This window comes from Sporomusa termitida, from assembly GCF_007641255.1.
GTDB classification, from domain to species: domain Bacteria; phylum Bacillota; class Negativicutes; order Sporomusales; family Sporomusaceae; genus Sporomusa; species Sporomusa termitida.
The window spans coordinates 1,305,401-1,327,261 of record NZ_CP036259.1; the positions used below are offsets into that span (position 1 = coordinate 1,305,401).

At 51.5% G+C, this 21,861-nt stretch carries 16 protein-coding genes; 14 read left to right on the forward strand and 2 right to left on the reverse strand.

Annotation, left to right across the window (positions count from 1 at the left end; all coding sequences use genetic code 11):
- Positions 1-175: 175 nt before the first annotated feature.
- Positions 176-2,422, forward strand: coding sequence for an ATP-binding protein (locus SPTER_RS05865; RefSeq protein ID WP_170233170.1), 2,247 nt, complete (start codon positions 176-178; stop codon positions 2,420-2,422).
- Here SPTER_RS05865 and SPTER_RS05870 read toward each other — a convergent pair.
- Positions 2,397-3,302, reverse strand: a complete 906-nt coding sequence (locus SPTER_RS05870) for a cation diffusion facilitator family transporter (RefSeq protein WP_144352771.1) — start codon at positions 3,300-3,302, stop codon at positions 2,397-2,399. The two genes, SPTER_RS05865 and SPTER_RS05870, sit on opposite strands and share 26 nt — an antisense overlap.
- A 69-nt stretch (positions 3,303-3,371) precedes the next feature.
- On the opposite strand from SPTER_RS05870, the gene SPTER_RS05875 reads away from it, so the two are divergent.
- Both SPTER_RS05875 and SPTER_RS25265 read left to right on the forward strand, forming a co-directional pair.
- Positions 3,372-3,884: a GNAT family N-acetyltransferase gene (locus tag SPTER_RS05875; protein ID WP_144349469.1), complete on the forward strand. Its 513-nt coding sequence runs from the start codon at positions 3,372-3,374 to the stop codon at positions 3,882-3,884.
- A gap of 580 nt (positions 3,885-4,464) precedes the next feature.
- Positions 4,465-6,429, forward strand: coding sequence for a methyl-accepting chemotaxis protein (locus SPTER_RS25265; RefSeq protein ID WP_144349470.1), 1,965 nt, complete (start codon positions 4,465-4,467; stop codon positions 6,427-6,429).
- A gap of 127 nt (positions 6,430-6,556) precedes the next feature.
- On the opposite strand, the gene SPTER_RS05885 is transcribed toward SPTER_RS25265, so the two are convergent.
- The gene (locus SPTER_RS05885; RefSeq protein WP_170233171.1) at positions 6,557-7,174 is read right to left on the reverse strand and encodes a DUF2271 domain-containing protein; all 618 of its coding nucleotides are present in this window, start codon (positions 7,172-7,174) and stop codon (positions 6,557-6,559) included.
- 244 nt (positions 7,175-7,418) lie between these two features.
- On the opposite strand from SPTER_RS05885, the gene SPTER_RS05890 reads away from it, so the two are divergent.
- The 11 genes from SPTER_RS05890 to SPTER_RS05940 all read left to right on the forward strand — a co-directional run bounded on the left by SPTER_RS05890 (position 7,419) and on the right by SPTER_RS05940 (position 21,798).
- Positions 7,419-7,832: an energy-coupling factor transporter transmembrane component T gene (locus tag SPTER_RS05890; protein ID WP_144349472.1), complete on the forward strand. Its 414-nt coding sequence runs from the start codon at positions 7,419-7,421 to the stop codon at positions 7,830-7,832.
- Positions 7,825-9,297, forward strand: a complete 1,473-nt coding sequence (locus SPTER_RS05895; RefSeq protein WP_144349473.1) for an ABC transporter ATP-binding protein — start codon at positions 7,825-7,827, stop codon at positions 9,295-9,297. Before SPTER_RS05890 ends, SPTER_RS05895 begins: the two co-directional genes overlap by 8 nt.
- A gap of 81 nt (positions 9,298-9,378) precedes the next feature.
- The gene (locus SPTER_RS05900; RefSeq protein ID WP_144349474.1) at positions 9,379-10,377 is read left to right on the forward strand and encodes a helix-turn-helix transcriptional regulator; all 999 of its coding nucleotides are present in this window, start codon (positions 9,379-9,381) and stop codon (positions 10,375-10,377) included.
- Positions 10,378-10,586: 209 nt separating this feature from the next.
- Positions 10,587-11,183, forward strand: a complete 597-nt coding sequence (locus SPTER_RS05905; protein WP_144349475.1) for an MptD family putative ECF transporter S component — start codon at positions 10,587-10,589, stop codon at positions 11,181-11,183.
- A 74-nt stretch (positions 11,184-11,257) separates the two neighbouring features.
- Positions 11,258-12,070 (forward strand): energy-coupling factor transporter transmembrane component T, encoded by an 813-nt coding sequence (locus SPTER_RS05910; RefSeq protein WP_144349476.1) that lies wholly within the window; start codon positions 11,258-11,260, stop codon positions 12,068-12,070.
- 101 nt (positions 12,071-12,171) lie between these two features.
- Positions 12,172-13,926, forward strand: coding sequence for an ABC transporter ATP-binding protein (locus SPTER_RS05915; RefSeq protein ID WP_144349477.1), 1,755 nt, complete (start codon positions 12,172-12,174; stop codon positions 13,924-13,926).
- On the forward strand, positions 13,919-15,667 hold the full coding sequence (locus tag SPTER_RS05920) for an ABC transporter ATP-binding protein (protein ID WP_144349478.1): 1,749 nt from the start codon (positions 13,919-13,921) through the stop codon (positions 15,665-15,667). Before SPTER_RS05915 ends, SPTER_RS05920 begins: the two co-directional genes overlap by 8 nt.
- A 17-nt stretch (positions 15,668-15,684) precedes the next feature.
- Positions 15,685-17,643, forward strand: coding sequence for a TonB-dependent receptor plug domain-containing protein (locus tag SPTER_RS05925; protein ID WP_144349479.1), 1,959 nt, complete (start codon positions 15,685-15,687; stop codon positions 17,641-17,643).
- Between the two features lie 33 nt (positions 17,644-17,676).
- Positions 17,677-18,429 carry an ABC transporter ATP-binding protein gene (locus SPTER_RS05930; RefSeq protein WP_246105500.1) on the forward strand — a complete coding sequence of 251 codons (753 nt, stop codon included), beginning with the start codon at positions 17,677-17,679 and terminating at the stop codon, positions 18,427-18,429.
- The gene (locus SPTER_RS05935) at positions 18,426-20,858 is read left to right on the forward strand and encodes an ABC transporter permease (RefSeq protein WP_144349480.1); all 2,433 of its coding nucleotides are present in this window, start codon (positions 18,426-18,428) and stop codon (positions 20,856-20,858) included. Before SPTER_RS05930 ends, SPTER_RS05935 begins: the two co-directional genes overlap by 4 nt.
- On the forward strand, positions 20,851-21,798 hold the full coding sequence (locus SPTER_RS05940; RefSeq protein ID WP_144349481.1) for an efflux RND transporter periplasmic adaptor subunit: 948 nt from the start codon (positions 20,851-20,853) through the stop codon (positions 21,796-21,798). The genes SPTER_RS05935 and SPTER_RS05940 overlap by 8 nt, the downstream gene beginning before the upstream one ends.
- Positions 21,799-21,861: the final 63 nt, after the last annotated feature.

Consider the following 21,861-nt stretch of genomic DNA (forward strand, 5'->3'; position numbering starts at 1 on the left):
GCAGATTTGTATAGGCAAATTTAAAGGATGATGGAAAAAAATGGCGAAATACTTAAAATAACTGGAAAAAAACAGGAAATGTGCCTTATGGGGCCCAAGTGGGGTACTCAGATAAGACAAGCAAAGGAATGTTTACATTGCAACCAAGATTAAGTTATGACAGGGGATGTGGAAAATGATTCCAAAATCTGTGGCTAAACGGACATATCTTCTGACCACAATTATGTTTACGGTACTGATGCTTTTTTTTGTATACCGGAATGCAGAAATGATGAAAGAGCAGATTTTTCAGCAAAAAGAGCATGAATTATTGCTGCTTGCGGTTTATTTAGACCAGCAGATGCCCCGCCATGCAGCCGATCTGTTACAGGACGGGGCCGTACGCAAGCTGTCCCAAGCAGAAAAGATACGGTTATTGAACTCCCAGCTCCAGGCAGCTTTGGCTAAAGTGGGTCAGGAATATAAGCAGTGCGGCCTGGGCTATGGGATAAATAATGAGCGGCTTGCCGTCTACCCGCCCAGACCGGAGATCCTGACCCGGCCCTTTGCCGCTGCCGGCGTGGCTGCCATTAAGCAAGCCTATGCAACCAGGAAGACGGTTACCTTTACCAATGACCGCAATACGCTCTGGCAGCAACCGACCCTTAGTGTTTTATATCCCCATATCGTTGACGGCGAGGTCGCCTGGTTTACCTGGACAAATGCCAGAGTGGAATATATAAACAACACCTTTATGGCCGCTCTCTGGCAATCAGGGGCTACTTTCTTTTTATTATGGGTGGGGGCAATGCTGATTTTGCGCTATACCTTCCGCCAGTTTGATACCCTGCTTAGTAATGTGGCCAGGCAGGTTGTAACAAAAACTGACAGTCCCGAACAGCTCCGGCAGTTTCCTGAGCTGGCGCCGCTGCTTACCGCCGTCACCTCCCTGCGCAAAGGGCTGGAACAGGAGTGTGCTGCCAAAACCCAACTGAACCATACGCTTACTTTGCTAAATCAGCGGCAAAGAATATTCAAAATTTTTTTCACCAGGAATCTGGCGCCGATGGCGATCGTCCGGCAGGAGGATCTTATGATCCTTGATGTTAATTATGCGGCTGAGCAGCTTATGCAGGCCGGGCGGGAGGAGATTACCGGCCGCACCGTACCTGCGCTGAATTTCGGCAATGCCGATTCACCCACTACCATCGCCCGCCTGGCAGAGCTGCAGGCTAACGGCTATACGGCCGGCCTGGCTGAGTTTAGAACGCTGGCCGGCGATAACCGTTATGGCATAATCTCGGTCATCAAGACCGAGTATTGTGCAGAAGAACAGTATTTAATTACCCTTATTGACATTACCGAGCAACGGTTAAGTGAAGAACGGTTTTTGAAGGCCTTTCATGCCAATCCGCTGATGATGTCTATTGTTTCCCTGCAGGACTGGAAAATTCTTGCTGTGAATCAGGCCTATTTAACGGCGCTGGACCGAACTTATGAAGAGGTGGCAGGGAAAACCTCTGATCAGATTACTTTGTGGAAAGACGAAACCTGCTTGCAGCAGCTGCGCCTGCATATCCTCCACCAGCAGGGTAAATGTCAGAATTATGAGATAGATATAGTAACAAATAACAATGAGGTCCGGACGGTTCTGTTTTCCAGCGAAGTAATTTCGCTGGAGGATGAACAATGCCTGCTGGGCATGTTTACCGATATTACGGAAATAAAACGCTATAAATATGAGATGGCCCGCCTGGACCGTCTGGACATAGTCGGTGAGATGGCGGCCGGCATCGGTCACGAGGTGCGGAATCCCATGACCACAGTCCGCGGTTACCTGCAGATTTTTCAGCGTAAAGCCGAACTGGCCAAATACCATTCCCAGATAGCTATCATGATTGAGGAAATTGACCGGGCCAATGCGATTATTACCGAATTTTTATCGTTGGCCAAAAATAAGAAGATTGAGATCCGCCGGGCCAATCTTAATGCCGTTATCCAGGCGCTGGCGCCTCTGCTGCAGGCCGACGCGCTGCGCCGGGGGCATGATTTGCGGTTAACCCTGGCCGACCTGCCGGAGTTCGATTTTGATGAGAATGAAATCAGGCAGCTTATTCTTAATTTGGTGCGTAATGGCCTGGAAGCCATGACTGACAGCGGGCTGGTAACAATCAGTACGGCTGTCAGGGGGGCGGAGATTGAGCTTACGATCACCGATCAGGGGTGTGGTATGCCGCCGGCCATTCTGGAAAAAATCGGGACACCCTTTGTGACGACCAAGGATGAGGGAACCGGGCTGGGGCTGCCTGTTTGTTACCGGATTGCTGCGCGGCACAATGCTGAGATCTGCGTACACTCAAGCCCGGCCGGTACTGCCTTTCGGATTGTTTTCGCCGCAGCCGGTACAGATGAACCGGTCAGGGCAGACAGCTCGGGTGATTAAAGTCTGCTGTTTCAATCTGGATCGTGGTATGGTTAATTTGAAATTGGTCCCTGATGGTGCAAATGGCTGTTTGCAGGATAGCCTGGGGATCTTTGTCGGCCTCAATGACAAGATGACAGGTAAGGGAGGCCAGACCGGAGGTGATGGTCCAAATGTGTAAATCATGGACATCCCTGACGCCGTCAATGGTGCGCAGGGACTCTTTTACCTCCTCCCAGTTGATGGTTGGGGGTGTTCCTTCGAGCAGTATGTTTACCGATTCATTGATAACAACCCAGGCACTGCGCAAAATCAGCAGGGCAACAATAACACTAATAACCGGATCGGCCCAGTACCAGGAAAAAAAGTACATCAATAACCCGGCGATAATGGCGCCGACCGAGCCCAGTGCGTCGCCGAGAATATGAAGATAGGCACTGCGGAGATTAATGCTTTGCCCCATATCTCCCTTCCAGGTCAGGACCCGCGCACTGACCAGGTTGGCAAGCAGGCCAATGCCCGCAATCCCTATCATATAGCCGCTATTTACCAGGGGCGGCGCCCACAAACGTTCATAGGCTTCCCAGACAATAAAACCGGCGATAACAAACAGCGTCACGCCATTAAAAAATGCGGCCAGAATCTCAAAGCGGTAAAAGCCATAGGTTTTTTGGGGGGACGGCGGTTTCAGCGCCAGCACGGCGGCAAACAGGCTTAACCCCAGGGCGGTTGTGTCACTGAGCATGTGACCGGCGTCGGAGAGCAGGGCCAGACTGTTGGTAAACAACCCGCCGAAAAATTCCAGGACCATAATGCCGGCGGTAATGATCAGCGATGCTGTCAGTGCGGCCAGATTGTTTTTTTCCGGTGTGTGCCCGCTCTGGCTGTGGTGATGCCCCATGTTTGTTGCCTCCATATTAATGTATTTACGTATATTCACAACAATATTGTCTTGGAGTGAGGTGCGTTTATGAAACTTGGTACAGTAAAGGCTACTGTCGCTATGGCCGATAAAATCGGCTATATCCAAGCAAAGTCTTGGCAAGCGGCTTATAAGGGGATCGTCCCGGCTGAGTATTTGGCTACATTTACTTCTGAAAAACGTGCAGATATCTTTCGTAAGGTGATGCCAGCGCGGTCAGAAGAATTCTATCTTTTCAGTACGCATGATCAACCCAGCGGGATGGCAATTCTCGGGAAAGCCCGCGATGAAGACTTACCGGATACTACGGGCGAAATCAGCGCAATATATTTCCTCCCTGACGCGTGGGGAACGGGCTGCTCGGTTCCAGCTATTTGGTTTTGCCTTACCCGTTTGCGTGAACTCGGCTACGCGCAGGTTATCCTTTGGGTGCTTAAAGATAATCCGAGAGCCCGCCGGTTTTACGAAAAGGCCGGTTTCCATTTTGACGGCGCAATAAAAGAAATTAATATTGGCAAACCTTTGATCGAGCTTCGCTATTCTTTCACTTTTCCCTCTTGACTTTTTATAGTAGTGTTATTACCTATGTTGTTATTATTCCCCGGTTTTCAGCAAATGAGCGGAAGCCGGGCGAAAGGCAGCAGGACCAAAAATCCGCCGTTCCGTAGTCGCCGGAATAACGGCGGATTTTTTGCTCCTGCGGAACCTATACAGTGCAAGGCCCGTTAACCTCCTCGGCGCCGGCGGCCGTTGTTTTGGTGGCGGCCGCTGTATTGATAATATAATCTTTCGCTAGCCGGCAGCAATTACCTGCCGCTAAATTGCTAAATTTGCCGGGGATTTAAAAGCCGGACAAGCGCCGCTTGGCAAACCGGAGCTTGGTTTTTGACTCAAGAGAACCGTCCCCTTGAGTCACCCTTGAGTCGGTAGGTGATATAGGACTTTTAGCTCATTTAATAAAGCGGAATGAACAGGTAGAATATAATAGAACGATTTTTCTTATTATTCTGTTGGTTTTGCCAGGTGCATTATATAGAGATGAAGGCAGGAGTATGAGTTTAAAGGCAAGGAGTCTGATGCGCAACCGTCTTCTAAGGGGCAAGTTAATTCAGTAACTGTTTCAAAAACGAGGAGGCAATTTATGGATATCAAGAAGAAACTAACATTAGCCCTACTGGTTGCCAGTTCACTGCCGCTTATCATTTTTACGGGTATCAGCTTAAACAATTCGATGCAAACAGCAAAAGAAACGGCTTTATCGGAGAATTTAAAGCGAACGGAAATTGTTCAGGAAAAGATAAATAATTTTATTGACAAAAATTTATACGGGGTAAAAGTCCTGTCGACCAACCCCAGTGTGCGGGCCCATGATGCAGCCGGCATCAAGCCCCTGATTGCTGAGGCCGCCAAGGTGTATACGGATCTTAATCCGATTGTCGTTACCGGGGCCAATGGGACGCAGGTTGCCAGAAGCGACGATCTCCGGCTGACTAATGTGTCGGACCGCAACTTTTTTAAACTGGCCATGCAGGGACAGGCAGAGGTTATCTCGGAAGTGCTGGTCAGCAAGGACAACGGGCATCTTATTTCGGTGCTGGCCACGCCGGTGACAGGCAGTGACGGCAAGGTAAACGGGGTTATTCAGGGCACGGTCGAGCTGTCGATATTAAATGAATTTGTTAATGGGTTGTCCCAGGATCAGGTTACCGTCTATATCCTGGACCAGGAGGGCAAGCTGCTGGCCCATCCGACTAAGGACCTGCAAAAGCCGGAGGAACGGACAGATATGTCGGGGTTTGATTTTGTACAACGCGGTTTAGCCGGCAGCAGCGGGGCCGAGGAAGTGAAGATAGACAATCAGCAGATGCTGGTAAGCTATATGAAACATGAAAAATCCGGCTGGCTGCTCTGTACGGAAATCCCCTATAGCACGGCTGTCGCCAAAAGCATTGACGAGGCGACATATACGGCTTTTATTGGTTTATTCTTAATTGTTGTTACCGGCGGGATCGCTTTTGTTCTTGCCGGCATCGCCATTAAACCCATTCTCGCCCTGGTTGCGGCGGCCAAAAGTGTTGCGGCCGGGAATTTGTCGGTCAAAAAAATGGAGATAAAATCGACCGATGAGATTGGGCTGCTGGCCGAGGCCTTTAATGCGATGATCAGCAACCTGACCGAGCTTATCCGCAAGATTCAGGACAATGCCGGGCTTGTCGCCAACTCGGCCGAACAGCTTACGGCCAACTCGGAACAATCGACGCAGGCCGCCAACCATATTGCGTCATCGATTACGGAGGTGGCTGCCGGGGCTGCGGCCCAAATGGAGGTGGCTAATGAAACCTCAGACATTATGGAGAAATTATCGGCCGGAATTCAGCAAATAGCCGCAGACGCCAATCAGGTTGTCAGCCAGTCGGCGCAGGCGGCCGATAAAGCCAAAAATGGCGACCAGGAGGTGGAAAAGGCGGTTATCCAGATGAATCAAATCAAGGATACTGTCAACGCCTCGGCCCAGGTTGTGGTTCAGCTAGGGGAGCGGTCGAAGGAAATCGGTCAGATTGTGGACACCATTTCCGGTATTGCCGGGCAGACCAACCTGCTGGCCTTAAATGCCGCCATTGAGGCCGCCCGGGCCGGCGAACAGGGCCGGGGCTTTGCGGTGGTGGCGGAAGAGGTGCGGAAGCTGGCCGAACAGTCGCAGGAAGCGGCCAAGAAGATTGCCGAGCTCATTGGCGAGATTCAGGGCGAGACCGACAAGGCGGTAGCGGCCATGAACGAAGGCACGCAGGAGGTACAGCGGGGGACGGCCGTGGTCAACGGCGCCGGCATCGCTTTTAAGGAAATTATGGCGGTGGTAACCCAGGTCTCCGATCAGGTAAAAGCGATTTCGGCTTCCATTCAGCAGATGGCGGCCAGCAGCCAACAGACGGTGGTTTCGGTGAAAAAGATTGACGATTTCAGCAAAAAATCGGCCGGCGAGTCCCAGGGGGTTTCGGCGGCGATTGAAGAACAACTGGCTTCGATGGAAGAAATCTCAGCAGCCAGTCAGGCTTTGGTCCAGCTGTCGCAGGACTTGCAGGCGGCGGTGGCTAAATTCCGGGCATAATCACCGCAATACGGTTAAGGGGCTGTCTCAATGCTGTCTGAGACAGCCCCTTTTGCTGTTCGCCGGCAGTTGTATGCAGTTAACAATTCAGGATCGGAACCGTTAAATAAGCAGGCTGCCGGTGCCGTCAGGGGGCCGGTGCAAAGCTGGCCCGCACGGCTTGCAGCAGGATGCCGTCGCCGGTGACGGCGGTGGCCGCCGACTCGGCGGCCCCGGAACCAACCGGCAGGGTACCCTGCCAGAGTGCTGTTTTGGCCCATTTAATATTGGCCTCGGCTTTATAGACATAGGGACCGGCCGGAACCGCCTCGCCGGCCTGATTACGGCAGTCCCAGATGACTGAAACCGGGCCGGACTGCGGGGTCGCCGAGCTAACGGCATCCAGTGCCTGGCGGCCGGCACCGGCCGGTTGAAAGGCCTGCTGCCAGTGAGGCACAGTCTCGGCCCGTTTCTGATAGCCGCCATTGGCTGTGAACCTGGTTACCAGCAGGGTGCGGATATGCCGCCCCTGGGTGTCCTCAATCCAGACCGCCAGTTGGTCACTGGCGATCTCGCGCTGGCGCTGGTAATCAAAGCTGACCGTGACCTGACCCGGGCTTTGTACCGCCGGCGCCGCCGCCTCTGTCCCGGCCCGGGGCGAGTATTCCTGTAATGCGCCCTTGCGCACCGGCTGATTGGTATTGCCGCAGGCCGCCAGCAAGGCGGCGCTTAGCGCCAGCAACAGCAGCAGGTTAAAGATTCGCATGGCAAAACCTCCTGTGATTAAATATTTATACATTTATTAAAAAATTTCCGGCCGGTTGCCAGGCCTGCGAAATCTTTACTGGAAAGGGTTGTCAATTTACATGATATCATCTATAATAAACAAAAACAAATGAAAATGATTATCAATGACTTGTGATATATAGTGAGTGACATTCAAAGTCAGGCGGCATAACTGCTGGTGATAATTCTTTCTTTATTTATGATCGCAAAAGGGGGAGCACAAAGTGGCAGGGAAGGCAACGCTGCAGGTTCAGGATTTAATTGCCTTGGGTGTGCTGAATGCGGTATTTTTACGGTTTTTGCCTAGGGTAAAAGAAGAATTAGGGCACATTAAGAACCCTATAAAAATGCGTAATATAGAGTTAACTGGCCGGGGATTATTGTTTCAGCCGGTCAGAACCATGGAGTCTATACTGGTGCTCCAGCTGATGGGAAGCGTTAAAGTGGCCGATGAACTGGCGGCAGCACTGACGCGGGGCATTGACGGCGAGCGCCCAAGAACATCCCGGCGGGCTGGGCGGACTCTATTTGCCGATGTGGTGCTTGCGGCTGGCTTTACTCTGTTTGCCGCAGTACTCTGGTATCTTGACAAAAACATGTTTTCCGGCCTGTCGTTAGGGGGTTGGGCGCGTGATTGAGATAAAAAATGTAAAATTCAGCTATCACGGAAAACGGGCCGAAAGCGTTTCTGCCATTGATTTGCAGATTAACAAAGGAGAATTCGTTTTGCTGTGCGGACGCAGCGGTTGCGGCAAAACCACCGTTACCCGGTTGCTGAATGGTTTGATTCCTCATTTTTATGAAGGGGCTTTGCACGGTGAGGCCTTTATTGACGGGAAAAGTATCCGCAATATGAAGCTGCATCAGCTCGCACGGCTGGTTGGCTCGGTATTCCAGGATCCCCGTTCGCAGTTTTTTACGGTTGATACCACGTCGGAAATTGTCTTCGGCTGCGAAAATATGGGCGTGCCAAGAGCGGAAATGATCCACCGGCTGAATAATACGGTGGCGGTTATGAAAATTGAGCAACTGCTAGAAAGGAGCCTATTCAAGTTATCCAGCGGCGAAAAACAAAAAATTGCCATCGCTTCCGTCCATGCGGCGGGACCCTCTGTTTATGTACTGGACGAACCTTCGGCCAATTTGGATCATCAAGCTACGGAAGAACTCAGAGTACTTCTTGGCCTGCTGAAGGAAAAGGGCCATACGGTCATTATCGCCGAGCACCGCCTGTATTACCTGAAAGACCTTGTCGACAGAGTGGTTTATATGGAGGGTGGGAAAATTGCTGCAGAGTATGACCGGGAAAACTTCCTGTCTATGCCTGATACAGAGCGGATAGATAAAGGACTAAGATGTGTTTTCCCGGCAAAGCTGGTTTTACAGCGGAGCGGCAGCGAAATGTTTGCACCGCCGGCCTATTTGCAGCTGGACGCCGTATGTTTCCGGTATGAGGGCAGTCCCCGGATTCTCGACGGATTGTGCCTTAAGGCCGGACAGGGAGAAATTATTGGCGTTACAGGCTTGAACGGCGCCGGCAAAAGCACCTTTGCGAAGATTCTCTGCGGACTGGTAAGCGAGCAGCAGGGGAAAGTAAGTATTGAGTCTGGGCCGGCAAAAGCGGGAGAGCGCCTGAAAAAATCATACTTTGTTATGCAGGATGCTGACTATCAATTATTTACTGAAAGCGTAGAGGAAGAACTGGCTCTGGGCAACGAGAACATGCCCCATTTGACGGAAACAGTGGCGGAAACGATGGAAACACTCGGTCTGGCTGCCTTTAAGAGCTGCCATCCGGCCTCCCTCTCTGGCGGACAAAAGCAACGAGTGACCATTGCCGTGGCAATCGTTAAGGGGGCGGACATATTGATTTTTGATGAACCCACCAGCGGTTTGGATGCGGAAAATATGCGGCGGGTGGCTTCCCTGCTGCAAAGGGTTGCGGCCAAGGGAAAAGCGGTGTTTGTCATCACCCATGATTATGAGTTTATCGTGCACACTTGTACAAGAATTGTCAATTTGGCGGGAGGTAGAGTCAGTGCTGATTTTTTCCTTAATGACAGCAGTCTGGAAGAATTAAAAGAACTTTTTGGTTTTATATGAATTAGAAATGCGGGCACGCCACTGCCGGCGATTATCCTCGTATATCCATTGATATACTTATCGATACCAAGGGGGGATAACATGATAAAAAATGCCGGGCCAAAATATCAAATATTTAATCCGCAGGACGAAACTTGCCCAATATGTGTTGGGCTCAATCATATTTACAGAACCAATTCGTTTCAAAATGAGATGAAAGTACCGGAAGCGGTTGGCGAGGGCTATTGCCGGCGCATTGTTGTCAAACCTTCCATGAGAATATCAATCAGCGATATGACTTTTCATGAAAGGATGACAATGGGGGAAAGACAGGGCAGCTCCCTGTACAGTCTGGCTTTTTGTCTGGGAGAGGGATTTCTATGGCGGGTGGAGGGGAATCCGAAGCGGGAATATGGGATCGCCTGTGGGGAAAGCTGTATATTCAACCGCGACCAAGGCATCAGTATCAGCAGCTATGATCCGGGTTCCCGCTTTTTGGGGATTTGTGTGGAGTTTGATTTTGACATCATTACAAGTTTTATGCAACACAGAGAAAAAGACCAGGCACACAACAGATTGTTTACCGGCAGTAATTTTTTATATAATGGAAAAATTTCCCCGGCTATCCGCCTGATTCTCAACGAAATGATGAATTGCCGTTATCGGGAACAGCTCAAAAGAATCTATCTTGAAGGAAAAATACTGGAGCTGATTGCCGTCTATTTGGACGAGACTGTCTTTGAGGATGAGGCAATGTCTTCTGCCGGCGAGGTTTCGGCCTATGACCGGGAGGCACTGTATAAAGCCCGAAGAATTCTGGACGAAAATCTTGTAGCGCCGCCGACAATAGGAAAACTGGCAAAATTGATTTACCTGAATGAATATAAACTGAAAACCGGGTTTAAAGAATTATTCGGCATGCCTGTTCATGCTTATATTATTGATAAAAGGCTGGAACTTGCGCGTTTGCTGATAGAGGATAAAAAGCTGAAAGTCACAGAAGCTGCTTTACTGGTAGGTTATAACGATTTAAGCTATTTCGCGGAAAAATTCAGAAGAAAATATGGTGTTAATCCATCCAAGTACAGTAAAAACATATAAACTGGATCAATTTAGGCACAAGGGATATTGCATTCTTTGTGCCTAAATACTTTTTACCACAAATTTTATCCTTTTTGACCTAGAAGAAAGCTGGGACAATGCGGTATGATTCTTTTATTACCGACAATGAGAACCAATATCACCGAAATGAGTTGTCCCAGTGACCAATCGCTATGTTTGGCAGGTAAGACGACAAGGGGGAAGCTATTGTGGATGGGAAAGACAAAAAAATGCAGATTAAGGACATGGTTGTTTTAGGCGTGCTCAATGCAGTATTCATTATTATTTTTTTGATTATTGTCATGGTTCTGGGAATGATTCCGGTTACATCAATTTTTGCTCCGGCTATTGCTGCTATTCCACTGGGAGCGGTGTTTTTACTCCTGATAGTAAAGGTTTCGAAAATAGGCGCATTCCTGATCAGTGGTATTTTGCAGGGGACGGTATTTTTACTTTTCGGCGTTTCCTGGCCGTTGGTCAGTGCCATTGTCATTGCCGCAGTGCTGGGAGAAATTATTGTATGGGGAAACTACAAAAATCTTAAAAGAATTGCATCAGGCTACGCCGTTCTTATTTGCGGGTATTCCTTCGGTTCTTTTGCCCCGATGGTATTTTTTGCGGATGCGTATAAAGTAATGGCTGTCAGCAGGGGCTACGACGAAAGCTATGTTAATGCAATCATTGCGCTGTTAAACGGGCCGGTATTTTTTTGGATATTAACGGCGTCGGCAGCGGGTGCTTTCCTGGGAGCTTTATTCGGCAGGAGAGTTTTAAAAAAACATTTCATTCAGGCCGGTATTGTGTAACGCGGCGGGCTTTTTTTGCTCCGGCGGTACAAATCCGGACGGTGAATCGTGGCTTATGAAGGGAGGTGCAACCGATGAAAATGGTGGTTAAACAAGAAGCTGCCGGCCAGTGTTGGGAAGATAAAACGGACAGTTTGCTTATTGGCAAAACAAGCAGAGGCTTACGGGATATGGATCCCAGAATGAAAATCCTGATGTCGCTGGCTTTCAGTACGATGCTTTTCTTTACTGCGCAAAAAATGACTATGCTGCTATCTTTAATCGTAGCTTTTGCCATCTTGCTGCTTGCCGGCAAAGGCCGAAGCAGCAAGCCGTTCCTGCTGGCGTATGCTTTTTGTCTGATTATAGATACGTTAATTGGTTTGGCGGGTGTGGAGAATATCAAGATATTGTTAAGTGTGTTCGTCTACAGTTGCATGAAGTTTATTCCGGTTATCATGCTGGGACACTGGCTGGTGACCACGGTAAAAATAAACGATTTTATTACCGCTATGGAACAAATGGGATTCACACGGGCGGTGATCATACCGCTGGCGGTACTTCTCAGGTTTTTACCCACAGTAAAAGATGAGCTGGGCTATATTCTGGATACCATGAAAATGCGCAATATAGAGCTTTCTTTTAAGGGGCTGTTAGTTCAGCCGGTCAGGATGCTGGAATATATTTTGGTGCCCCTGCTGCTGCGGAGTGTGAAGCTGGCGGATGAATTGTCGGCGGCAGCGCTGACCAGAGGAATTGACGGGACTAATCAAAGAACATCACTGCGCGAGGTGCGGATTTTATTCGCTGACATGGTGATTGCCGGTTGCTTTGTTGCGATTGTTGCCGCGCTCTGGTATCAGGACAGCAAGACCGCCGGCCTGTCCCTGGGGTGGATAGGGCTGTGAACGCGGTCAAACCAGATTGCCTTAGCTGCGGCGAAAAGGGGAATACCGGCGTTTTGCAGTCTTTTGCCTGACACTGGTGGGATGATTGGAGGATGGGAAACATGGGTGGGTTCAAAAAAGTTTTATTTTATGCCCAGGAACACAGCAATAAGATATATTGCGCATTACTGCTTATTTTAGGCAGCGTTGTTGCGGGAATCTGCCCTTATCTAATTGCGTATGATATTATCTTACGGTTCGTGGAGACGCATACCGCCACGACGGGGTACGTATTGCTTATGAGCGGCGCCGTTGTTGTCTGTTTGTTATTACAGTCATTTTTGTATTACAAGGGATTGACATTGTCGCATGAGGCGGCTTATGACACGCTGATGGGAATGCGAATAAAATTTGCCGATAAGCTGACCAAATTGTCGTTGGGGGATATCCATACGAACGGGACAGGCAGTTATAAGAAAAACTTTGTCGATGACATCGAAAGTGTGGAGCTGTTGCTTGCCCATATGCTGCCGGAAGGCATACCTTATGTCCTCGCACCGGTCGTTGCTTATCTTATTTTCTTTATTCTGGACTGGCGTCTGGCCCTGCTTTCGATTGCCGCAGTGTCCATTGGCCTGCTTGCTATTATCATAATGACGAAGAGCGGAACTAAAAAAATGGAACGCTATTATAGCGCTGCGAGAAAAATGAACGCAACCATAATTGAATATATCTCGGGCATGGAAGTCATTAAAATTTTTAACAGGACGACAAGTTCTTACGAAAACTATGTGTCGTCGGTGGAAGATTATAAAAAGTATACACTGGCGTGGTTCCGTGAATCGTGGACGTATATGGCGGTTTACGGCGCGGTTCTGCCCTGCACCATACTGTTTTTACTGCCTGTGGGCAGTATGTTTTATCTCGATGGAACGTTAACCCTGGCTACCTTTGTTTTTGCCCTGCTGTTATCAATGAGTCTTGGTCAGCCGTTTATCCGGCTGGTGGAATTTTTCCCCACCCTTCCTGTCCTTAAGCATAAAATAGGCCAACTGGAAAAAACCTTTACCGGTGAAGAACTGACGCTTGCTGATCAGGGAATTGCCCCGGACAATTATAACGTGGAATTCCAGGATGTTACTTTTGCCTATGATCACAAAGAAGTCATTGACCGGGTCTCCTTTTGTGCTAAAGAGAATAATGTTACGGCCATTGTTGGCGCATCCGGGAGCGGCAAGAGTACGTTGGCTAAGCTGCTGGTGCATTTTTGGGATGTTAAAGAGGGCCGGATTACGATCGGCGGCGTCAATATTAACGATATGTCTTTTGCAAGACTGATGAATTTAATTAGTTATGTTTCACAGGACACTTTTCTGTTTAAGGATTCTCTCATGGAGAATATTCGTGTCGGCAAGCCTGAGGCCAGTGATGACGAGGTTATGGCGGCGGCGAAAATGGCTATGTGCCATGAATTTATTAGAAAAATGGAAAAGGGGTATTACACCAATGCCGGCGAGGCGGGAAATAAGCTTTCCGGCGGGGAAAAGCAACGTCTTACCATTGCCAGGGCGATCCTGAAAAATGCTCCTGTTATCATTCTGGATGAGGCTACCGCCTTTACCGATCCGGAAAACGAGGATAAAATCCAGGCAGCGTTAAATCAGCTGATTATCGGTAAAACCGTGGTTGTTATTGCTCACCGGCTTTCTACAATTGTGGAGGCCGATACAATTCTGCTGATGGATAAAGGGCGTTTGCTTATGCAGGGCACTCATGCCGAACTGCTGGTAAAATCCAGGCAATACCAGTCGCTATGGGATTCACACCAGCAAACGCTGGACTGGGGAATTCAGGTTAAGGAGGGACAAAATGCTTAGGATTATCGGCAGGATTTTACGACTTTCCGGCCAATATGCCGGGAGAATAAAACTGGCTTTTGTTGCCAGCATTTTTGAAGCCATCTTTACGCAGGTCCCTATTCTCGCGGTTTTATTTATCCTTATTAAACTGGTGTCCGGCGGTCTTGCGAGCCGCGATGCCTGGATTGCAGGCGCTGTTGTTGCCGCCAGCGTGGTATTACGGGCATTGTCCAAACGCCTGGTTGACGGCTTGCAGAGCAGCGCCGGGTACGAGATTTTTGCCGAAGAAAGAATCAAGCTGGGCGATCATTTAAAAAGACTGCCGATGGGATATTTTTCTGAGGGGAATATTGGCAATATTACGGCGGTAATTACTTCGGATCTGGTTTTTATCGAAGAACATTCCATGTCGGTGCTGGCCCGCGTTATTTCCATTTATTTAAGCGCGCCGATCGGCTGTATTATAATGACTGTTTTGGATTACAGAATCGGCATGATTGCAATCATTACCTTACTGTCGGCTTTTATTGCCCTGGAGAGGGTTCACAGGGTGGCCAAAAGGCAGACCGTGCTCAAACAAGAAAGCCAGTCCCGTCTGATTGGCGCCGTTCTTGAATATGTAAAAGGAATTTCCGTAATAAAAGCCTTCAATATGACCGGTCAACGGGGGGAGAAAATAAACCGGGAGTTTCAAAAGCACCGGGATATGTCTATCCGTTTTGAAGAAGAGTTTATTCCGCCCAGTCTGCGGTTTGACAGTTGCTTCGCCTGGGGAATAGGTCTTACCGTGCTGGCGGCCTGCTATTTTACCCTTAAGCAGACCATGGAATTGTCTTTTTTGTTGATGATGTTAATTTTTGTGTTTCAATTTTATCTTCCTTTTAAAATACTGGGGGTACTGGGCGTTATCATGCGAATTATGGAGGTTGCCCTTAACCGGTATGATGCCATCAAGCAAATAGCTATTATTGATGCCGACGGCAAGGATGTAAAACTGGCGCATTTCGCTATTGAGTTTAACAATGTTTCTTTTGCGTATGAGCGGGAAAAAGTGCTGCAGCAGGTTAGTTTCCGTATTCCGGAGCGCAGTATGACGGCGCTTGTCGGCAAGTCCGGGAGCGGGAAAACAACCATTGCCAATTTGATCGCCCGGTTTTGGGATGTTCAGGAAGGCGAAGTCAAAATTGGCGGTGTGAATATAAAGGAAATGACCTGCGACAGTTTGCTCAAAAATATCAGTATGGTATTTCAACAAGTATACCTGTTTCACGATACGATATTGAATAACATCAAATTCGGCAAACCCGACGCTACCCAGGAAGAAGTAACAGCAGCCTGCCGGAAAGCCGGTTGTCATGATTTTATCATGGAGCTGGAACAAGGCTATGATACCCTGGTGGGCGAAGGGGGCTCCTCCCTGTCCGGCGGGGAGAAGCAGCGCATTTCCATTGCCAGGGCCATTCTCAAGGATGCGCCGATTGTCCTGCTGGATGAGGCCACGGCCAGTGTGGATCCCGATAATGAAAAGCATATCCAGGCGGCCATCAATGCGCTGGTTAAGGACAAGACGCTGGTGGTCATTGCCCACCGGTTGTCCACCATCAGGGAGGCTGACCAGATATTGGTCATTGATGACGGGAAAATTATCCAAAAAGGCGTTCATCAGGAACTAATTGCGGAAGAAGGCCAATATTACGATTTTTGGCAGCGCCGCCTGCATGCGGGAAGCTGGAAAATCAGCAAGGCTTTACATTCATAGAGGGGGAGTAGGGAAGTATGGGTAAGAGGAAAAGGCAAAAACAGATATTGCTCATGGTGCTGAGCGGGGTACTGCTGTTGGGCGTGCCGGCGCAGGCGACCGCGGAGGAAGTGGAAGAGGCGGAATTCAGCCTGGAAGAATATGTGGTGACGGCCAGCCGTATGCCGACCAAGGTATCGGAAACCGCCGCCAATGTAACGGTGGTCAGCCGGGAGGAGATTGAAAAAAAGAACATTACCAGCGTCGCCGAGGCCTTGAATCAGGCCGGCGTTAATGTGACTGTAGAGGGCGGCAGTGTGGGAGACAGTTCTTCCATAATCCTCAACGGTGACAGCCGGGTGGTTATTCTGGTGGACGGCCGCCGGATCAGCTCGGAGCAGCGGACGGATAACCTGGCCGCCGGTTACAGTCTGGGGATGGTGCCCGATCTGAGCAATGTGGAAAGAATTGAAGTAGTGCGGGGCGCGGCCTCCTCGCTTTACGGCAGTTCCGGGGTTGGCGGTGTTATTAATATTATTACCCGTAAAGGAGCGGAAAATCGTACGTTGGCTTCGACCGAATTCGGCAGCTGGGGTTCCAGGCGCTACAATCTGCAAACCGGCGGCACGAGCGGCGATATCAGCTATATGGTAACGGCCGGGCGGTGGACGCAGGATCATTATGAATACAAAGACCCGCTTACCGGCCGGGTTGTTACTATGCCCAACAGTGATTTCAGCAGAGAGAACGCCTCGGTCCGCCTCGACAAGGATTTCGGCGGCAACCGGACCCTGACTTTTTACTTTGATCACTTGCGGGAGGATGCCGGCTCGCCGATATCCAAGCCGGGACTAGGTATGGCGGGTTACGAATTTTTCCGCCCTGACTCCAACCGTCAGATCACCCAGAATAATGTGTCGCTGGCCTACCGCTGGCAGCAGGGAGAAAAAGTGACCAACAACCTGCAGCTTTACCGCAATCATTACAAGCTGCGCTGGGCCAACATTCTTCCGGGTTCTCTGTCTATTTACATCAGTGAGGACGACGGCCTGGAATGGAATCAGACCCGAAAATTGAGCGACCGCCATACCCTGCTGGGCGGGGTTGAGTACCGCAATTCCTATGTCGACAATCGGGAAATCGACTACGTTAACACTAAAATGCGCAATTTGGGACTGTTCCTGGAAGACCGCTGGAGCTGGGATTCCCGTTGGACTTTCACCGGCGGCGTGCGTTACGATGACGCCAGTGAATATGACAGTGAATCGACGATGCGGATGAGCCTTAACCGGAAAATCAATGAAGACACCAATGTCTATCTGTCCTGGGGCGAGGTGTTCAGGGGGCCTAATGCGGTTGACTTATTCAGACCGGATGATCCAAGTTACCGGCGCAACCCCAATCTTAAACCGGAGAGCGGACATACCACCACCCTGGGCGCCAACACCAGACTGCCCGGCGGAACCAAAATCCAGGCCAGCCTGTTCAGCAGCTATTTAAAGAATGCTTTCGCCTGGGATATTATTTTTGTCGATCCAACTACCTATTACAGTCAAACAGTTAACAAAGCAAAACAGAAAAAGCGGGGGCTTGACCTGATGGTGACACAGCCGCTGGCTGAGCACTGGGATCTGACCGCCGGCTATTCATACCTGCAGGTCAGGGAGAATAACCAGGACGGACAGGGGTATCTGGCGGATGCTACCAACAGCAATCCCAATATGTATCGTCTTGGACTTGGCTATCACAACGATGCCTGGAATGTCAATGTTTCCCTTCGCGGCGCCACCGGCCGCAGCCTGGAGACCTTTACCTCCAAACAGTACTGGGTAACCGATATTGCGGCCAGCTATCAGGTCAATCCCGATGTCAAGGTGTATACCAAGGTCTATAATCTGGCCAACCGGGCCTATGAAACCTTATATCTGTTTGAAACGGTCGGAACCCAGCCTATGGCTTCCCGGCAAGTGGTTTTCGGCGTGGAAGGCCGGCTGTAGCAAACTTGCAAGCGGCAGGGGGGGCGATTTGTAGTGGATACATGGTTTTCGCGTCTGATGGCGGCGCCACTGCCGCCGCCCCGGCCGGGGGCGGCGGCAGTGGCGCTTGCCGGGGTGCACAAGGTATTTGTGACCGGTGCCGGAGAGTTCACGGCTTTACAAGAAGTAAACCTGCAGGTGGCGCCAGGCGAGTTTGTGGCTGTGGTCGGGAAATCAGGCAGCGGCAAATCTACATTGATTAACATGATTACCGGCATTGACCGGCCCAGCGGCGGGGAAGTATGGGTGGCAGGAACGCCGGTGCATACTCTGACCGAGAACCAAACCGCCGTATGGCGGGGCCGGACCCTGGGCGTGGTGTTTCAATTTTTTCAATTATTGCCGACACTGACGGCGCTGGAAAATGTCATGCTGCCTATGGATTTTTGTCATGTCTATGAAAAATCGGCACGGCCGGAGCGGGCGCTTGCATTATTGGAGCTGGTCGGTGTTAGTGCTCAGGCCGGCAAGCTGCCGGCCACTCTGTCGGGCGGGCAGCAGCAGCGGGTGGCTATAGCCCGGTCATTGGCCAATGACCCGCCGCTGTTGGTGGCAGATGAACCGACAGGTAATCTGGACAGCCGGACAGCAGCGGCCGTGCTTGCCCTTTTCCAGGGACTGGCCCGGGCCGGCAAAACCATTGTTATGGTTACCCATGACCAGGATATTGCCCGCCAAAGCAGCCGGATTATTACGGTAGCCGAGGGCCGAGTCGTGCCGGTTGGCGAAGGCGGGGGTCCAGCGTGAGCAGATCTCTGTTGCTATCGCCGCGCTGGCGCAAAGTCTGGGCTGATCTGGCAGGGAACAAGCTGCGGACCTTGCTGGTGGTGTTATCCATTACAGTCGGCGTGTTTGCCGTCGGGATGGTGTACAGCTCCTACCTGATGTTTCAGCGGGATCTGGCGGGCAGCTGGGGAGCGGCTTCACCGGCCGATGTCAGCTTGTATGCCGATCCTTTTGACGAGGAACTCATTGACAGCATTCGCAGTTTGCGAGGCGTCAGGGAGGCCGACGGCCGGTTCAATGCGGACGTAAGGGTGCGCACCGCCGGCGGCGAGTGGCGGCAAATGTGGCTGACCGCCATTCCGGACTATATTAAACAAAAGGTGAATGTGGTACGTCCCGAGTCAGGCTCCTGGCCGCCGGGGGACGGCGATGTCCTTCTGGAGCGGTCGTCCGTAACCCAACTGGGTATGGTCGAGGGGAGCCGCATTCTGGTGGAAACCGCCGCCGGCAATAAACGGTTGCTCAAGATAACCGGGATCGTATATGATTCCAGTCAGCTTCCCAGCCTGTTCAGCGGCCGTGCTTACGGCTACATCGATATGGATACCCTGGAAAAACTGGACGAAGAGCGGCGCCTCAACCAGGTGAACCTGGTGGTTGAACCCTGGGTGCTGCAGGGTAAAGAGAAGGCCCCTATTGAGGCGGTAGGACGGCGGGCTTTCAGCAAACTGGAGCAGGGAAATACGACGGTAACCTGGTTTCTGGTTAACAAACCCGGCGAACATCTTATGCACGGACCAATCAGTGCCATCCTTCTGCTGCTGGCAGTAATGGGAGTTTTATCACTGCTGTTGAGCACTTTTTTGCTGGTCAATACCGTCGCGGCCATTTTGACACAGCAGGTGCGGCAACTGGGAATTATGAAGGCCATTGGGGCGCAGCGGAACCAACTGCTCCGGATGTATCTGACGCTTGTGGGAGCGTACGGTATCCTGGCCCTGGTGGTGGCCGCCCCGCTGGGCGCCCTGGCGGCCAGCGCCCTGACCGGCTTTATGGCCGGGATGTTTAATTTTGATTCCGGCGGCCTGGAATTTCCGGGCCGAGTGCTCCTGCTGGAAACAGCGGTAGCGCTCGGGGGGCCGCTTGCCGCCGCCCTGTGGCCGGTTTGGCAGGGAACGGGCCGCACTGTGCGGGAGGCTATCAGCGACTACGGGATTGGCGGCGTGGTGCCCGGCGGGCGCTTTGACCGCTGCCTGGACGCTGGACTGGCCAAACTGAAAGAATTGCCCCGGCCGGTAGTGCTGTCTTTACGGAACACCTTCCGGCAGCGGGGCCGTCTGGTGCTTACGCTGCTTACGCTGACTATGGCCGGTACGGCGTTTATGGCGGTATTTTCCCTGCGGGCCGCCTTATATGCGGGTCTGGAACAGACCCTGGATTATTACCGTTACGATGTTATGGTGCAATTTACCGAAAGTTACCGGACGAACCGCATTGACCAGGCGGTAATGCGGGTACCTGGGGTAAAGGCCGCCGAGGTCTGGGGTTATACTCCCGGCAGAATATTGCGGGATGAACGGAAGGAATCGGAGAATGCGGCCAGCAGCGAAGTAACCGTTTTAGCGCCACCGGTCGATACAGAGATTATCCGGCCGGTAATTCGCTCTGGGCGCTGGCTTGTCCCGGGCGATGAGAATGCGCTGGTGGTGGATACCACAACGGTGAACGACAATCCGCAACTGACGGTCGGTGCGCCGGCGGTTGTAAAAATAGGCGATCATAAACTGCGGCTTACGGTGGTGGGCATTGCGCAGGGCGTGTTGGAAGGGACCTACGTGTATGCCCCGTACGGTTGGCTGAGCGGGGCGATACAGGAGGCCGGCCGGGCTCGTTCGGTACAAATTGTGGCTACAGACAGCGCGCCGCAGGCGCAGAAAACTCTGGGGCGCGCTGTGGATGAACATCTGAAACGTCAGGGGCTGAAGGTTAAACGGGTAACTCCTGTTTTTGAAACCAAGCAGCGTATTCAACAACGGAATGGTATATTGATTGCCTTTCTTCTGATTATGGTCGTACTGTTGGCTGTTGTGGGCGCATTGGGACTGGCAGGCTCCCTTGGTCTCAATGTGCTGGAACGGACGCGGGAAATTGGTGTGATGCGAGCCATCGGTGCCTCCAGTCTGGATATCGCCCGGGTGTTTGTGCTGGAAGCCCTGTGCATTGGCCTGATTAGCTGGCTGGCGGGAGCGCTGCTGGCCGTGCCTATGGCCGCGCTGCTTGCGCACCAGGTTGGCCTGCTGTTTTTCCATTATCCATTAGATTTTTATTTCAGTTTTACGGGAGTAGGCATCTGGTTGGGGGTGTCGGTCACGCTGTCGCTGCTGGCCAGCCTGTTGCCGGCCTGGAACGCGGCCAGAATGAGCGTACGGGAGGTGCTTAACTATGAATAATAGCGGGCCAACAGGAAAAAAAACCGGCTTCAGCAAGCTGGTTTTAGCAGCAGCAAGCAGCTTGATCAAAGGCCGCCGGCTGCCGGTGGTTCTGCTTTTGACGGTGATTATAGCCGGTATATGGTGGCTGAGCCAGGAGCGGCAGGCTGCAAAACAGGAACTGCCGCCGGTTAAGGCGGATGAGAGGGTGCTGGCCGAAGGTATTGTCTTTCCGGTGCGTTATGCGCAGATGGTGATGCCGGTAGACGGCACCATCGGTGAAGTGTTGGTCGAGGAAGGGGAGCGGGTCAGGACCGGACAGCCGCTAATCTGGCTGGTACGCCAGGATTATCAGGCCCGGGTGGGCAGCGCCCGGGCCGATGTAAGCCGGGCTGACGCCGCTGTGAAACAGGCTAGGGTTAATGTGGCGGACACGGAGCGGGAACTTGAGCGGCAACTGCGTCTAGACCAGGCCGGAGCCACCTCCCGGCAGCAGCTTGATCAGGCCCGGACCGCCGCCGAGCGTAGCCGGGCCGCTTTGTCCCAGGCAGAGGCCGATCTAAAGACCCAGGAAAGTTTGCTGGTGGAGGCCGAAAGCTTACTGGATAAGACCGAATTACGGGCACCAATCGATGGTACGGTGGCCTATCTGGATGTAAAAGTCGGGGAACATGCCGCCAGCGGGACGGTGCTGGTGCGGATCGCCAACGAGGCGGCCTGGGAAGTGCGGAGCGATGATTTGACCGAATTAATGATTGCCAAGGTACAACCCGGCGATGTGGCGCTGATGACCTTTGACGGCATTCCGGAGCTGGAGATCCCCGGCCGGGTCAAGTTTATCCGGCCCTATGGGGAAAAAAAGCGGGGGGATATTACGTATACGGTGACCATTGACCCGGAACGCTGGGATGACCGCCTGCGCTGGAACATGACTGCCCAAATCGCCATCAGCGGCCGGTGAATATGGCCTATAATAGGTTGAGCCATAAGGAAATGCAGCAGAAAATCTTCGCTGCGCGCTATA